Annotated in this window: 14 protein-coding genes; 8 read left to right on the top strand and 6 right to left on the bottom strand. The window is 72.9% G+C overall.

Annotated elements, in window-relative coordinates; translation table 11 throughout:
- Positions 1–3 precede the first annotated feature (3 nt).
- On the bottom strand, positions 4–1,020 hold the full coding sequence (locus ACWCWD_RS16310; RefSeq protein WP_450773458.1) for a zinc-dependent alcohol dehydrogenase family protein: 1,017 nt from the start codon (positions 1,018–1,020) through the stop codon (positions 4–6).
- Between the two features lie 425 nt (positions 1,021–1,445).
- On the opposite strand from ACWCWD_RS16310, the gene ACWCWD_RS16305 reads away from it, so the two are divergent.
- From ACWCWD_RS16305 to ACWCWD_RS16290, 4 genes are all read left to right on the top strand, one after another.
- Positions 1,446–2,189, top strand: a complete 744-nt coding sequence (locus ACWCWD_RS16305; protein ID WP_450773457.1) for a DUF4232 domain-containing protein — start codon at positions 1,446–1,448, stop codon at positions 2,187–2,189.
- Positions 2,190–2,392: 203 nt separating this feature from the next.
- Positions 2,393–3,280 carry a helix-turn-helix transcriptional regulator gene (locus tag ACWCWD_RS16300; protein ID WP_450773455.1) on the top strand — a complete coding sequence of 296 codons (888 nt, stop codon included), beginning with the start codon at positions 2,393–2,395 and terminating at the stop codon, positions 3,278–3,280.
- 246 nt (positions 3,281–3,526) lie between these two features.
- On the top strand, positions 3,527–5,038 hold the full coding sequence (locus ACWCWD_RS16295; protein ID WP_450773454.1) for an FUSC family protein: 1,512 nt from the start codon (positions 3,527–3,529) through the stop codon (positions 5,036–5,038).
- A 201-nt stretch (positions 5,039–5,239) separates the two neighbouring features.
- The gene (locus ACWCWD_RS16290; RefSeq protein WP_450773453.1) at positions 5,240–6,295 is read left to right on the top strand and encodes a lactonase family protein; all 1,056 of its coding nucleotides are present in this window, start codon (positions 5,240–5,242) and stop codon (positions 6,293–6,295) included.
- Between the two features lie 116 nt (positions 6,296–6,411).
- Here ACWCWD_RS16290 and ACWCWD_RS16285 read toward each other — a convergent pair whose 3' ends face one another.
- The 4 genes from ACWCWD_RS16285 to ACWCWD_RS16270 form a co-directional block, all read right to left on the bottom strand.
- Positions 6,412–7,335 carry a sirohydrochlorin chelatase gene (locus ACWCWD_RS16285; protein WP_386888660.1) on the bottom strand — a complete coding sequence of 308 codons (924 nt, stop codon included), beginning with the start codon at positions 7,333–7,335 and terminating at the stop codon, positions 6,412–6,414.
- A 133-nt stretch (positions 7,336–7,468) separates the two neighbouring features.
- A complete protein-coding gene (locus ACWCWD_RS16280) occupies positions 7,469–8,590 on the bottom strand; it encodes an N-acetylglucosamine kinase (RefSeq protein ID WP_450773623.1) in 1,122 nt (373 codons plus the stop codon).
- Positions 8,575–9,252: a uracil-DNA glycosylase gene (locus ACWCWD_RS16275; RefSeq protein WP_450773451.1), complete on the bottom strand. Its 678-nt coding sequence runs from the start codon at positions 9,250–9,252 to the stop codon at positions 8,575–8,577. The genes ACWCWD_RS16280 and ACWCWD_RS16275 overlap by 16 nt, the downstream gene beginning before the upstream one ends.
- Before the next feature lie 95 nt (positions 9,253–9,347).
- Positions 9,348–10,436, bottom strand: a complete 1,089-nt coding sequence (locus ACWCWD_RS16270) for a WD40/YVTN/BNR-like repeat-containing protein (RefSeq protein ID WP_450773449.1) — start codon at positions 10,434–10,436, stop codon at positions 9,348–9,350.
- A 253-nt stretch (positions 10,437–10,689) separates the two neighbouring features.
- Here ACWCWD_RS16270 and ACWCWD_RS16265 point away from each other — a divergent pair, with 253 nt between their 5' ends.
- The 4 genes from ACWCWD_RS16265 to ACWCWD_RS16250 all read left to right on the top strand — a co-directional run bounded on the left by ACWCWD_RS16265 (position 10,690) and on the right by ACWCWD_RS16250 (position 13,801).
- Positions 10,690–11,097: a hypothetical protein gene (locus ACWCWD_RS16265; protein ID WP_450773448.1), complete on the top strand. Its 408-nt coding sequence runs from the start codon at positions 10,690–10,692 to the stop codon at positions 11,095–11,097.
- A gap of 232 nt (positions 11,098–11,329) precedes the next feature.
- Positions 11,330–12,427: an NADH:flavin oxidoreductase/NADH oxidase gene (locus ACWCWD_RS16260; RefSeq protein WP_450773446.1), complete on the top strand. Its 1,098-nt coding sequence runs from the start codon at positions 11,330–11,332 to the stop codon at positions 12,425–12,427.
- Between the two features lie 95 nt (positions 12,428–12,522).
- Complete coding sequence (locus ACWCWD_RS16255; RefSeq protein ID WP_450773444.1) at positions 12,523–13,332, top strand: class I SAM-dependent methyltransferase; 810 nt, start codon at positions 12,523–12,525, stop codon at positions 13,330–13,332.
- 67 nt (positions 13,333–13,399) lie between these two features.
- Positions 13,400–13,801 (top strand): ArsR/SmtB family transcription factor, encoded by a 402-nt coding sequence (locus tag ACWCWD_RS16250; RefSeq protein ID WP_450773442.1) that lies wholly within the window; start codon positions 13,400–13,402, stop codon positions 13,799–13,801.
- A 58-nt stretch (positions 13,802–13,859) separates the two neighbouring features.
- Here the strand turns inward: ACWCWD_RS16250 and ACWCWD_RS16245 are convergent, their stop codons facing one another.
- Positions 13,860–14,522 carry a DUF305 domain-containing protein gene (locus ACWCWD_RS16245; RefSeq protein ID WP_450773441.1) on the bottom strand — a complete coding sequence of 221 codons (663 nt, stop codon included), beginning with the start codon at positions 14,520–14,522 and terminating at the stop codon, positions 13,860–13,862.
- Positions 14,523–14,694 lie beyond the last annotated feature (172 nt).

Here is a 14,694-nt window from a genome sequence, read left to right as displayed (position 1 = left end):
CCGTCAGGGCTTGAGGAGCGCCTTGATCGCGCGGCGCTCGTCCATCGCCCGGTAGCCCTCGGCGACCTGGTCGAGCGGGAGGGTGAGGTCGAAGACCTTGCCCGGCTCGATGCGGCCGGTCAGGACGCGGTCGATGAGGTCGGGGAGGTAGCGGCGTACGGGGGCGGGGCCGCCGCGCAGGCCGACGTGGGAGAAGAAGAGTTCCTGGCCGTCGACGGCGACGTCGTGGGGGACCCCGACGAAGCCGACGCTGCCGCCGGGGCGGGCGGAGCCCAGGGCCTGCCGCATGGCCTCGGCGGTGCCGACGCACTCCAGCACGCTGTCGGCGCCGATGCCACCGGTGAGGTCCTTGATCCGGGCGATGCCCTCGTCTCCGCGCTCGGTGACGATGTCGGTGGCACCGAACTCCAGAGCCAGCTTCTGGCGGGAGGCGTGGCGGGACATGGCGATGATGCGCCCGGCCCCCATCTCCTTCGCGGCGATCACGGCGGAGAGGCCGACGGCGCCGTCACCGACGACGACGGCGGTGGACCCGGGCCGGAGCTGGGCCGCCTCGGCGGCCCACCAGCCGGTGCCCATGACGTCCGAGACGGCCAGCAGGCTCGGCCAGTACTTCTCGTCCGGGATCTCCTCGGTGGCGACCAGGGTGCCCTGGGCGTTGGGGATGCGGACGTAGTCGGCCTGGCAGGTGCTCATGAACTCCCGGTGCAGGCAGTTCGACTGGAAGCCGTTGCGGCAGTTGGCACAGGTGTTGTCGGAGGTCGCGAAGGAACCGACGACGAACTGGCCCGGCTCGACCGAGGTGACCTCGCTGCCGACCTCCTCGACGAAACCGACGTACTCGTGCCCCATCGGGTGCGGGTCGCCGACCGGCTCCAGGCCACGCCACGCCCACAGGTCCGAGCCGCACACGCAGGACACGGCGGTACGGATGATCGCATCGGTGGGGTGGAGGATCTTCGGGTCTGCCAGGGTCTCGAAGCGGACATCGCCGGGGGCGTGAATCACTGCGCCGCGCATGAGGGGGTTCCTTACGTGCTGGGGGACGGGCCTCTGGTGCCCGTACGAATGGCCCGGGTGCGCTCGGCGGTGTCTTCGCCGACGCCGCGAGCGACTGGACGGGCAGACCTCGGGCCGCCGCGCCGTCGCGCCGCGGCCGGGAAGTGCCACGTCTTTCAGGTAACCCGCTTTCCGCGCGGCGAGCGAGTTACCAGTGAGGGGTGTACCAGCAGTACACCCCACCGCGTCCCGCCCGACGGGCGACGGCCCGGACCGTGGGCGCCCGTGCCGAATTCGGCAGGGTCACGCCAAGATGCCCAGTTGGTGCGAAGGCTGTAACAGAGCCGGATTACGGGTGGAGCGACCGATTGGTCACCTTCACCATGGCCGGAAAGCTTGCGGACGGCCGGCCCTGGGGGCCGGTCTCGGGGGAGTAGGGGAACGGCATGAACTCGAAGACGGTCAGAGCCGGTTCGGTACACCGGAGCTCGCGCGGCATCCTCGTCGGGGCGGCCGTGGCCGCGGCTCTGCTGACGGCCACCGCCTGCCAGTCCTCCGGGGGTGACGACGAGGCCGCAGGACCTTCCGGCCCGGTGTCGGCCGGGGCGACCATGCCGAAGAGCAGCGCGCCCTCGGGCGACTCCGGCACCGGTAGCGCCGGTACCGGGAGCGGCACCCCGAGTGCCGAGCCGGCCGGAGACAGCGGCGAAACCGGCGGCGGCAACGGCACCGAGTACCAGGACTGCGAGGTCACCGGCCTCACCACCGCGGTCGAGCTCCAGGACTCGTCCGGGGAGACCCCTCGCCACTTCCTGCTGACCGTCACCAACGGCGGCAGGACGCCGTGCGTCCTCAACGAAGCTCCGCTGGTACGGCTCGGGGTCGGCGCCGACGCACCGACCGTCGCGACACTGGAAGAGCCGGACACCGAACCGCTCGTCGTCGCGGGGGACGGAAAGGCGTACGCAGGGCTGTACATCTTCGGCAACGACGAGGGCGGCGAGGCGGAGTACGACCAGGCCGACCGGTTCACGGCCACCCTGGTCGCGGGCGAGGGCACCGAACTGGGCGGCACGCTCGTCTTCGACCTGCCCGACGGCCTCGACTCCGTCTCCTACGACGACGCGGCACGGGTGAACGGCTGGGCCGGCACCGAGGGCCTGGCGATGCGCCCGATCAACCAGCTCTGACCGGCCCCACCCGCCGCCTCGGCCTGGGGCTCTTTCCCGGTGAGGAGTCTTCGGCCGGCCGCTCCCTCCCGGTACGGAGCCGCCGGGCGCCCGTCGGCCGCCGAGTGTCTTCGAAGAACCGCAGGTCACAGGGTGGGTGCCGACCGGGACGGGGGTACCGGCCGCGCATCTCGTCCCCGGGGAGCAGGCCGTATCGTCGTAGTGTGGACAACCGTGAAGAGGTCCGCGAGTTCCTGACCTCGCGGCGAGCGAAGATCACCCCGGAGCGCGCCGGCCTGCCCGGCGGGTCGCGGCGGCGGGTGCCGGGACTGCGCAGGAGTGAGGTGGCCGCGCTGGCCGACGTGAGCGTGGAGTACTACGCGAAGCTGGAGCGGGGCAACCTCGCGGGCGCCTCCCCGGCCGTGCTGGAGTCCGTCGCCCGGGCGCTGCACCTGGACGACGCCGAGCGCGCCCACCTGCTCCACCTCGCCCGGGCCGCCGACGGCTCCGACGCGCTGACGCGTCCCCGGCGGCGGACCGGCCGCCGGTGGAGTCCGCACCCGAGCCTGCAGTGGACCCTCGACGCGATCACGGCGGGGCCGGCGGTCGTGTGCAACGGCCGGGCGGACATCCTCGCCGCCAACCCGCTCGCCCGTGCCTTCTACGGTGAGCTCCTCGCCAACCCGGACAACCAGGGAAACCTGGCCCGCTTCAACTTCCTCGACCCGGCCTCGCGTTCCTTCTACCCGGACTGGGAACTCTTCGGCGACATGGCCGTGGCCATCCTGCGCCGCGAGGCCGGCCGCGACCCCCACGACAAGGACCTGCACGACCTCGTCGGTGAACTGTCCACCCGCAGCGAGGACTTCCGCACCCGCTGGGGCGCCCATGACGTGCGCCGTCACGGGACCGGTACCAAGAGGTTCCGCCACCCCGTGGTCGGCGAACTCACCCTCGCCTACGAGGTACTGGAGCTGGCCGCCGAGCCCGGACTCACCATGACCGTCTACACGGCCGAACCGGGCTCCCCCTCCGAGGAGGGCCTGCGCCTGCTCGCCTCCTGGGCCGCCACCCAGGAGTCCGCCGTACCGAGGACTCCGTCCTCCGGCTGACGCCGCACCTGCTTCGACGGCCCTGGCGGACATGCACGCCCGGCGGTGATCCGTTGGCTCTGCCCTGGTCCAGCACCACGGCAAGAATCTGGGCCAATGGACCACCCTTTTCGCTGTCGATTGAACCGTCGGCCGGGTCGATGGTGAGATGTGCGGAGCGATGGCGCTGCGGAACCCCCTGAGGGGCTCCGCAGCGCCTTTCTCATGCGCTCATACGGATGGACGACGGACGGAAGGGCGGGCGACTTGCTGAGGAGGGCGTTCATGGCGCCGGATCCCGGGCGGATGCGGCTGCGGTTCGCGGGGAGGGCCGTGCTCGGTATCGGACTGGCCGTCGCACTGTGCGGGATCACCGGACATTCACTGGTGGCCACGGTCGCGGGCGGCCTGTCCGCACTGCTCGCCCTGTTCACGGTGGGCGATCCCACGGTGCGCGGACAGGCCGTGACGACCGCGCTGCTGCCCGTCGTCGGGCTGCCGGTGCTGGTGCTCGCGAGCGCCCTGCACACCGTGCCCGTCGCCCGGGACCTGGTGTTCCTTGCCGCCGTGGGGGGCGGGGTGTACGCGCGGAGGTGGGGTCCGCGCGGGCACTCGCTCGGGGTGTTCGCCTTCATGACCTGCTTCATGGCGCAGTTCCTGCACGCCGTGCCGGCCCGGATTCCGGAACTGTACGGAGCCGTCCTGCTCTCGGTGGCCGCCGCGGCGGCCGTCCGGTTCGGGGCGTGGTGCTACGAGCGACGGCTGCCGGCACCGGCAGCGGTGCCCGCCCCGACCGGCGGAGCCGGACTCGCGCGGATCACCACCCGACAGGCCGTGCAGGCGGCCGCCGGCGCGGGATTCGCCCTCGCGGTCGGACAGGTGCTGTCGGACCAGCGGTGGTACTGGGCCGTGGGCGCCACCTGGTGGGTGTTCGTGGCCACCACCTCGCGCGGGGAGACCGTGGTGCGGAGCTTCAGGCGCGTCCTGGGGACGGTCCTCGGCATCGGGATCGGCTTCGCCGTCGCCGTACCGCTGCACGACCAGCCGGTCGCGGCGGCGGTGGTCGTCGCGCTGAGCGTCTTCGTGATCTTCTACACCGCGGCCGTCTCGTACACCTGGATGATGCTCGGCGTGACCGTCATGGCGAGCATGCTGTACGGGCTCCTCGGCGTGCTCGACCCGGCACTCCTCGCCCTGCGGGTGGGCGAGACCGCCGTCGGCGCGCTCGGCGCCGTCCTGGCGGTCCTGCTCGTCCTCCCGGTGACCACGCACTCCGTGACCGACGCGTGGGTCGAGCGGGCGCTGCGCTGCGTGCACGCCTGCACCGCGGAGACCGCAGCCCGCCTCGCCGGCGGCCCGGACGCCGACCCGGCGCCCCTGGTGGCCGAACTGGAGGCCATCCTCGGCCGGGTACGGCTCTCGCTGGCACCGCTCGTCCACCCGCTGAGCCCCATGAGGGCGCGGAAGGAGCGGGCACGCCAGGTGCTCGCCCTGCTCGACGGCTGCGCCCGCGAGGTGCGCGGGCTCGCCTCGGTCGCCGCCGACCCCGAGGCCTCGCACGACGCGCGGCTCGCCGCCGCCTGCCGACGGGTGGAGGCCGCCGTCGAGGCGCTCACCGAACCGCCGGTCCCGGAGCCGCGCCACCGGCACGCCGCCCCCGTCGCGCCGGCGGTACGGGAGACCGAACCGGTCTTCGCCCACCTCCACGCGCTGGAGCAGGCCCTGCTCGAACTCGCCGTCCCGCTGCGGCGGACCGGGCCGGTGCCGACCGGCGCCTGAGTACCGCGCCGCACCCCCTCCGGTCCGGGGCGCACCGCACGAGCGCCACGAGCGCCGCGGGCCGTCGCCCCGGACCGCCGCCCCGGCACCGGCACCGGCCCGTGCCCGGCCCTGCCGGGCGCCGAGTCCCTGCTACCGTCGGCCGGGCGGACCGCACGGCCCGCACCCAAGACACCAGGTACGGGCAAGAGGGGTAGCGCGATGAGCGGCAACAGCGCCGGGCGGGCGTTCATAGGATCTTTCACCACCGCGGGCGGGCAGGGCATCACCGTCGCGGAGGTGGACCGGGAGACCGGCGCGCTCACTGTGGTCGGCTCGACCGACACCGTCCCCGACCCGTCGTTCCTCGTGGCATCGGCCGACGGCACGATCCTCTACGCCGTCAGCGAGGCGTCCGAGGGCGCGGCCGCCGCTCTCGACATCACCGGAGAGACCCCCCGGCTCATCGGCGGCTGCCTGCGCTCGGTGAACGGCGACGGACCGACCCACCTCACCCTCGCGGCGAACCACCTGGTCACCGCGAACTACGGCTCCGGCAGCATCACCGTGCTGCCGCTCCGGGAGGACGGATCGCTGCGCGCCGCCGTCTTCGTCGAGCAGCACGAGGGCAGCGGCCCCGACGCCGAACGGCAGTCGGAACCGCACGCCCACCAGGTGCTGCCCGACCCGTCCGGCGACTGGCTGCTCAGTGTGGACCTCGGCACCGACTCGGTGTACGTCGGTGCCGTCGACCGGGTCACCGGCGAACTGCGCCCCCACGGGGAGACCGCGCTGCGCCCCGGTACCGGACCCCGCCACCTCGCCTTCCACCCGGCGGGCGGCCACGCCTACGTACTGAACGAGCTGGAGCCGACCCTCACCGTCTGCCGCTGGGACGCGGCCTCGGGCGTCCTGGAGCCGCTCCACGAGGTTCCGGTGCTGCCCGAGGAGGCGGTCGGGGCCCCGGACCGCACGTACCCGTCCGAGGTCGTCGTCTCGCTCGACGGACGGTTCGTCTGGACCGCCAACCGGGGGCACGACAGCATCTCCGTGCTCACCCTGGACGAGACGGGCGAGAAGGCCCAGCTGGCCGCGTCCGTCCCCTGCGGCGGCAACTGGCCGCGCGACCTCGCGCTCGACCCCACCGGGCAGTGGCTGTACGCGGCCAACGAGCGCTCCGGAGACGTCAGCTGGTTCGCCGTCGACCAGGAGACCGGAGTGCCGAGCCACGCGGGCTCGATCGACGCACCGGCCGCCTCCTGCGTCCTCTTCGTCTGAGCCGGCGTCCGAGTCCGGGCCCGCACCGGAGTCCGGGCCCGCATCCGGCAGCACCGCGCGGTGCGTACCCCCTTCGAGGCGGGTACGCACCGCGCGGTGCTGTCAGGGGCGCGCGATCAGTGCGCCGGGACGCCCTGGGGCATCGCCGGGGAGATGCCGAGCGCCGACGCGTACAGGGACAGCACGAGCTTGCCGATCGCCGGGTAGGCGCCGAGCGGCTCGGCCGTCGCGCAGCCCGCTTCCTTCGCCGCCGCGTCCAGCAGGCCCGTGTCGACCTCGGGACCCACCAGGTAGGGCGCCAGCGCGAGCTGGACGGAACCCGCGTTCTTCAGCTGGTCCGCGATCGAGGACACCGAGCCCTCCACGTCCAGCGCCGCCGCCATCACGGGCACGGCCAGCCGGGCGGCCAGCAGCATGCCGGTGATCCCGGCGGCCTTCACGGCCTCGTCGCCGCCCACCGTGGCCAGCACGATGCCGTCCGCGGCGGTGGCGACGGTGAACAGCCGGGCGCGGTCGGCACGCGCCAGACCGGCCTCCGACAGCCGCACGTGCAGCGCCTCGGCCAGCAGCGGGTGCGGACCCAGCACGTCGGTCAGCTCGACCTGCGTGCCGCTCTCCATGACCGCCTGCCGTATCCGGCGGATCAGGGCGCTGTCGGGTCCCGCGAGCAGCGGAACCACCACGGCGGACGGGCCCTCGGGCGCCGGGACCTCGCGGCCCGCGGCGGTGGCCTGCTCGTACGCCGCGACGCGCTCGGTCGCCTGCTGGGCGAGGACGGAGGCGAGCGCGGGGAACTCCTCGTCGTCGCCTTCGAGGTAGCCGATGACCGCGTTGAGGCCGGGCAGCTCGGAACGGGCGATGCTGATGACTTCCTCGGCCACGCTTCGGGAGGCCGGGGAAGGGGTGCCGGGAACGGCGAGAACGAGCGCGGCAGCGCCCTCGGGTGCGACCACGGGCTCCGGGCGGCGGTGCCGTCCGGACTGGCGAGGTCGCGGCATTCGTACAGGCAGGCCGGAAGCGGGCCCAGTGGGGGTGCTCATGGCGCCGCATGCTACTGGTTTTGGTTGCCCCCTCGTTCAGGGAGGGTCCAGCAGGGCGTTATCTGTCCGTTTATGTCCGATGAGTGACGTACCGGTCAACTGCCCCGCTCTGTCTGGCCTCCATGACTGTTCCTCAACTGTCCCCCATGTCGTCGCCGACGACGTGCAGCAGGGTCGGGTGACGGGGCAGCCGAAGGTCCGACCTGGCCAGAGCCCGTGCGATCAGCAGCGAACCGGCGAGCGGGTCTCCGGCGGCGGGCACCAGGGACGCGTGCGGCAGCAGCTGCCCCAACTCCTCCCGCAGCGGCCCGAGCAGCGGATCACCCATCCGGAACAGGCCACCCGTAAGAGCTACTTCGGCGGCCTCCCCGCCGGAGCCCGTGGTACGGTCCCGGGTTCCGGACCCGGTGGCGCGTTCCCCGGTTCCGGACTCCGGGGCCGCTCCCCGGGTTCCGGAGTTCTCCGCCCGCGGACACACGGCAGCGGCCGACTCGGCGATGTGCGCGGCCGCGCGGCGCAGGATCGACGCGGCGACGGCGTCCTCCTCGGCGCACGCGGCGACCTCGGGGGCGAACGACGCGAGCAGCGCCGGCCGGTCGGCGCGGGGATAGAGCAGTCCGGGCAGCCCGGCCGCCGGACCGAACACGGCCCGCAGCCGCGTTAGCAGAGCGGGAGAGCCGCCGCGCCGGCCGTCGTGCGCGCGCAGCGCGGCGTCCAGGCCCTCCCGGCCGATCCACGCACCGCCCCCGCTGTCGCCCAGCAGATGCCCCCAGCCGTCCGCCCGCCGCCACGCGCCGAGGTCGGTGCCGAGCGCGATCATTCCGGTGCCGCCCGCGACAACGGCGCCCGGACGCTGACCGAGCGCGCCCGCGTACGCGGTCACCCCGTCCGCCGCGAGAGCCAGCAGAGGGACACCGAGCGACGCGGCCAGCGCCTGCGGGAGCCGCGCGCGCAGGTCGTCGCCCAGGGTCGCCATCCCGGCGGCTCCCACCGCGAGCGCCGCGACGCGCACTCCTCCGCCGGGCGCCGGCGCATCGGTGACGTCACGCATCAACCGGTCGACCGCCGGAAGGAGTTGGCCCAGCAGATGCTCGGCGTCGATGCCGTCGGGGCCCGTACGCACGGGCTCCGGGCAGACCGTCGTGGCAGCGGGAACGGACGCGTCGGCGGTGCCGAGCGCGACCCGGAGCCCGGACCCGCCGGAGTCCACCCCGACCACGTACGCCCCGGCGCCCGGCGTCACGGCAGCTGCCAGTCCACCGGCTGCGCCCCCTGGCGCTCCAGGAACTCGTTGACCCGGCTGAAGGGGCGCGAGCCGAAGAAGCCGCGGTCCGCCGACATCGGGGAAGGGTGCGCGGACTCGATGGCGGGGTAGGCGCTCAACTGCGGTCGCAGCCTGCGGGCATCCGCGCCCCAGAGCACGGAGACCAGCGGAGTGCCGCGCGCGGCGAGCGCCCGGATCGCCTGCTCGGTGACCTCTTCCCAGCCCTTGCCGCGGTGGGCGCCCGGACGGCGCGGCGCCGTGGTCAGAGCCCTGTTGAGGAGAAGCACCCCCTGGCGGGTCCAGGGTGTCAGGTCGCCGTTGGACGGCCGGGGGAGTCCGAGGTCGCTGTGCATCTCGCGGAAGATGTTGTCGAGGCTTCCCGGCACCGGACGCACGTCAGGCGCCACCGCGAAACTCAACCCGATCGCGTGACCCGGCGTCGGATACGGGTCCTGACCCACGATCAGGACCCGTACGTCGGCGAAGGGTTGCTGGAACGCCCGCATGACGTTCGCGCCGGACGGGAGGTACGTGCGACCCGCGGCTATCTCCGTACGGAGGAAGTCGCCCATGGCCGCGATGCGCCCGGCCACCGGTTCGAGGGCCTCGGCCCAGCCGGGTTCGATGATTTCTTTCAACGGTCGTGCTGCCACGGGCGCACTCTACTGGGCGTACGACCGGAACGATCAACTGCCCGGTCCGTACGCGTGCTGCCCGGCGGTGTCGGCAGCCGGTACGCGCCGCGGCGTCACGTCGCCAGGGTCGTGGCCCGGACGCAGAGCACGTCCGGCAGATGTGCGGCGAGCTGCGTCCAGCTGTCGCCGTCGTCCGCGCTGGCGAACACCTCGCCGTTGCGGTTGCCGAAGTAGATGCCCGCAGGGTCGGCGCCGTCCGTGCAGAGCGCGTCGCGCAGCACCGTTCCGTAGTGGTCGCCCTCCGGCAGCCCCTGCGACAGCGGCTCCCAGCTCGCGCCCGCGTCGGTGGTGCGGAACACGCGGCAGCGGTGCTGCGCGGGCACCCGGTCGATGTCGGCGTTGATCGGGAAGATGTAGGCGGTCCCGCCCCGGCGGGGATGCGCCACCGCCGCGAAGCCGAAGTCGGACGGCAGGTCCGTCCCGATGTCCGTCCACCGGTCACCCCCGTCGTCGCTGCGGAACACGCCCCAGTGGTTCTGCAGATAGAGACGGTCGGGATCGGCCGCGTCACGGGTGACCTTGTGGACGCACTGGCCGAACTCCGGTTCCGGGTCGGGCAGATGGGATGCGGACACCCCCTTGTTCGCAGGTTCCCAGTTCTCGCCGCCGTCACTTGTCCGGAACACACCGGCCGTGGAGACGGCGACGGTGACGGCCCGGGGGTCGCGCCGGTCGGTGAGGATGGTGTGCAACCCCTCGCCCCCGCCGCCCGGCACCCAGCGCGAACGCGTCGGGTGCTCCCAGAGCGCCCGGACCAGCTCGAAGGACTCGCCCCGGTCCTCCGAGCGGAACAGTGCGGCGGGCTCGGTCCCCGCGTAGACCACGTCCGGTGCCTCGGGCCCGGCCGGCTGCAACTGCCAGACGCGCTCCAAGGACGCTCCGGTGAACTGCGGGAACTTCACCGCGGGCCGGGTGGGCTCCACCCAGGTCGCACCGAGGTCGTCCGAGTGGAAGACGGACGGCCCCCAGTGCGAGCTGTCCCCGCCCACCAGCAGCCGTGGCGCCGGGCCGCGGGTGTCGATCGCGATCGAATAGATGGCCTGCGCGTTGAAATGAGGGGCGCCGAACTCCCAAGTGCCATGGTGCCTGCGTCCGATGAAGAGACCTTTGCGCGTGCCCACCGTGAGCAGAACGTCGGTCATGACCGAACCTCCCGAAACATCGTGGTTACCGGATATCCGCCAGTTTGCACCCGCACGCGGACGGCCGGGCGGCGGCCGGGCCGGTGGGGGAGCGGGCCGATGGGGGAGCGGACCGGCGGGGGAGCGGGGCGCCAGGCTCCGCCGCGCGCCGGCCCGGACGTACCGATGGGGCGGATGCGGCGGATGTGCTGGAATGCCGGGGCGGGCCCGGTACACAGATCGCGCGGCCCCGGAGCGGGAGCGGAGCACCAGGATGAGCAGCGGGTTCGAGGACGCCGAGGGGCGTACGGCTGCCTGGGAGGTGGAGCCCGGCACCCCGGGAGATCCGCTCCGGGTCGGGCTGAGGATCGTGACTCCGGACCGGCGTCTGGACCTCGGGTGCACCCCGGTGGCGGCCCGGGAACTGGCGGCGGCACTCCTTGCCGCGGCAGACCTGGTGGAGCGCTCCAGTCCGGCCGGCCCCGTCACCGTACGGGCGGACGAGCTGCTCCGGGGCGACGTGCGGGACGGCCCTCGCGTGATGACCGTGGAGAGCGCCAGGGTCGACGGGGCGAGCGTCCATGTCACCTGGATGTCCGGCTCCGGCGGCCGGAGCTGGACGCAGGTCTACGACGCCGAGACGCCGATCACCCTGCGGCGACGGCTGCGGGCGGAAGGGTGAGGGCTGCGGGTAGAGGGCGGAGGGCTGCGGGCGGAAGGCTGACGGCCGAGGGCTGCGGGTCAAGGCGTGCTCCTGCGCGAACGGCTGCAGGCTTCCCTGCGCGAACGGCTGTATGAACGCCGTAAGGCCCCTTCCTTAGTTCGGCGATCGTCGTAGTACGGTGGATCTCGTACTAACGTCGTCGGTGCCCTCCGCCCGGCGGCGCGGTCGTTCCTGCGAAACGGAGTCCGGCGTGAGCGCCCTTTTCGAGCCCTACGTCCTGCGGTCGGTGACCGTGCCCAACCGCGTCTGGATGCCGCCGATGTGCCAGTACAGCGCGGCACCGACCGGCCCCGACGCCGGCGTGCCCAACGACTGGCACTTCGCGCACTACGCGTCCCGGGCGGTCGGCGGCACCGGGCTCATCCTGGTGGAGGCGACCGGGGTCAGCCCCGAGGGCCGCATCAGCCCCGCCGACCTCGGCATCTGGAACGACCGACAGGTGGAAGCGTTCCGGAAGATCACCTCCTTCCTGGCAGCCCAGGGGACCATCTCCGGAATCCAGCTCGGTCACGCAGGTCGCAAGGGGTCCACCGAGGCGCCCTGGCTCGGTGGCGGCGCGCTGTCCGAGGCGGACGGCGGCTGGCGGCCGCTCGGGCCCAGCCCGCTGGCGTTCGACGAAGGAAGCCCCGTCCCGGCCGAGTTGACGGTCGATCAGATCAAGGATGTGGTCCAGCAGTTCGCCGACGCCGCCCGGCGCGCGCTCGCCGCGGGCTTCCAGGTCGTCGAGATCCACGGCGCCCACGGCTACCTGATCGGGGAGTTCCTCTCCCCGCACAGCAACCACCGTACCGACGCCTACGGCGGCTCCTTCGAGAACCGCACCCGCTTCGCGCTCGAAGTCGTCGACGCCGTACGGGAGGTGTGGCCCGAGGAGCTGCCGCTCTTCTTCCGCATCTCCGCGACGGACTGGCTCACCGAGAACACGGACGACCCGCGCGAGGGCTGGACCGGCGACGACACGGTCCGCTTCGCACACGACCTCAAGGCGCACGGCGTCGACCTGCTCGACGTCTCCACCGGCGGCAACGCGCCCCGTGCGGAGATCCCCGTGGGCCCCGACTACCAGGTCCCCTTCGCCGAGCGCGTGCGGACCGAGACCGGCCTGCCGGTCGCCGCGGTCGGCCTCATCACCGAGCCGGTGCAGGCCGAGAAGATCGTCACCGACGGGCGGGCCGACGCCGTCCTCATCGGCCGGGAACTGCTGCGCGACCCCTACTTCGCCCGCAGCGCGGCGCGCGAACTGGGCGGCGAGGTCCGCGTCCCGAACCAGTACGGCCGCTCGGTCTGACTCCGGTCCGGCCCGTACGCGGATAACCCCGGTCCGCATCTTCTCGGAGGTGTGCGGACCGGGGGAGAGGCGGGCTCCTCGGTAGGCTGGCCGCGATGCCTACCACACAGGGCCCCACCTTCCGCGAACTCGCCGTCCAGGCGCTCTCCTCGACCGAGCGCGGGTACGACCTGCTCGCCCCGAAATTCGACCACTCGCCGTACCGCACCCCGGACCGCGTCCTCGACGCCGTGACCGGGGCGCTCCGGCCGCTCGGGCCGTTCGCCCGCGGGCTGGACGTCTGCTGCGGCACCGGCGCGGGCATCGGCGTGCTGCGCCAGGTGTGCCACGAACGGGTCACCGGCGTCGACTTCAGCGCGGGCATGCTCGCCGTCGGCCGGTCCTCGCTGCTGGATGCGGTGGCGGGCACCGGCGGAGGGCCAGAGGCCCCGGGCGGAGGGGCGGAGGATCCGGACGGAGGGGCGGAGGATCCGGTCGCCCCGCCCGGGCCCGTGGTCGACTGGGTACGGGCCGACGCCAGGGCTTTGCCCTTCGCGCCGGCCTTCGACCTCGCGTTGAGCCTCGGCGCTTTCGGCCACTTCCTGCCGCGCGAGCGCCCCGAGCTCTTCGCCCAGGTGCACGCCTCGCTCCGGCCCGGCGGACGGTTCGTCTTCCCGGTGGGCGCCCCGCCCGCCGTCGGCTCGCGCGCGTACTGGACGCTCCTCGGGTTCGACGCGGCGATGCGCGTGCGCAACGCCCTGTGGCGCCCGCGCTTCGTCATGTACTACCGCACGTTCCGGCTGCCCGACGTGCTCACGGACCTCGCGGCGACCGGATTCTCGGTGCGCCTGAGCCCCCTCGCGGACCTGGGGACGCGCCCGGACGGCAGCCCGCGGGCCCGGCTCGTGGTGGCCACCGCGCGATGACCCGTACCGCATGGCCGCCCACGCGGCTTTCGTACCATGGAGACCTTCGGACGAAGTGGAGCCCACCGTGACCCCCGCCAGCGACACCGTCCCCGCCGCGTCCCTCACCCGGGGACGCCTGGCGGCGGCCGGCGGTGCCCGCGTGCTCGCCCATCCCGCGCTGGACGAGATCCGGCTGGAGCACGTGCTGCACGCGCTGTCCGATCCGATACGGCTCCGCATCGTCCGGCAGATGGCCGTCGCCTCGACCGGGCTGGTCTGCTCGTACTTCGAACTCCCGGTCGCCAAGTCCACCTTGACGCACCACTTCCGCGTGCTGCGGGAGAGCGGGGTCATCCACCAGATCTACCGGGGTACCGCGAAGCTGAACGAACTGCGCGGCGAGGACCTGGAGAAGCTCTTCCCCGGCCTGCTCGACAGCGTCCTGCGGGCGGCCGACGAGGAAGCGGCACGGCTTCCCGGAGTCTGACCGACCGGTCGAGCGCACGGCCTGAAGGACGGGCGCGCGGACCGGTTCCGGTGGCGGGTCAGACCTGCAGCGCCCGCATCCGGTCGATCTCCGCGGCCTGCTGTGCGGCGACGTCGGTGGCCATCTCCTCCACCCGCACGTTGTTGCCGTCGGTGAGCGCCGCTGTGGCCATCGTGATGGCCCCCTGGTGGTGGGCGATCATCAGGGTGAGGAAGAGCTGGTCGAACGCCTTGCCCCGTGCGGCCTTCAGCCGCGCCAGCTGCGCCTCGGTCGCCATGCCGGGCATCACGGCGTGATCGTGTGCCGCACGCTCTTCGCCGTCGTTGTCTTTCAGCCAACCTCGCATGGCCTCGATCTCCGGCTTCTGCCCGGCCGAGATACGCTCCGCGAGCCGGCGCACCGAGGGCGAGGTGGCGTGCTGCGCGGCCAGATCCGTCATCACGAGAGCCTGTTGATGATGGTGGATCATCCTCTGCACGTACTGGAAGTCGGCGGAGTTCGGGGTGTCGGTGACCGCCTCCTTCCGCGCTTCGTCCGCCGTGAGGGTTCTGGCCTTCTCGCCGGGTTTCCCGGGGGCGACAACGCTCTGACCCGTGGTCTTCCGGGACGACGTGTCCTCGTCCGCGTCGCACGAGGAGAGGGCGAGTACGGACACGGCGGCGATCAAGGACACGGCAAGGACCGCCGCACGCGGGCGGAACGTCCGTCGGTCGAACAGCACGGTGGCCTCCGTTGCCAAAGGGAGTGTTGGTGACCAACAACTAGCATGCTTCCGCGCCACGTTGATCAGAAACTTTCATTACGTCTCTGTTGCCTGCTGTTGATGTGTACATGGAAGAAGCCATACTTCCGAGGACCGAGAACCGTTCGACCCCGAACGGCATCAAGGGAGG

It is taken from the genome of Streptomyces sp. NPDC001493, from assembly GCF_053597235.1.
This window is presented reverse-complemented; position numbering and strand designations above follow the sequence as displayed.

Coding starts and splice junctions, on each gene's coding strand:
- ACWCWD_RS16310 (WP_450773458.1), bottom strand. CDS start 1,020: ATGCGCGGCGCAGTGATTCACGCCCCCGGCGATGTCCGCTTCGAGACC.
- ACWCWD_RS16305 (WP_450773457.1), top strand. CDS start 1,446: ATGAACTCGAAGACGGTCAGAGCCGGTTCGGTACACCGGAGCTCGCGC.
- ACWCWD_RS16290 (WP_450773453.1), top strand. CDS start 5,240: ATGAGCGGCAACAGCGCCGGGCGGGCGTTCATAGGATCTTTCACCACC.
- ACWCWD_RS16285 (WP_386888660.1), bottom strand. CDS start 7,335: ATGAGCACCCCCACTGGGCCCGCTTCCGGCCTGCCTGTACGAATGCCG.
- ACWCWD_RS16270 (WP_450773449.1), bottom strand. CDS start 10,436: ATGACCGACGTTCTGCTCACGGTGGGCACGCGCAAAGGTCTCTTCATC.
- ACWCWD_RS16265 (WP_450773448.1), top strand. CDS start 10,690: ATGAGCAGCGGGTTCGAGGACGCCGAGGGGCGTACGGCTGCCTGGGAG.
- ACWCWD_RS16255 (WP_450773444.1), top strand. CDS start 12,523: ATGCCTACCACACAGGGCCCCACCTTCCGCGAACTCGCCGTCCAGGCG.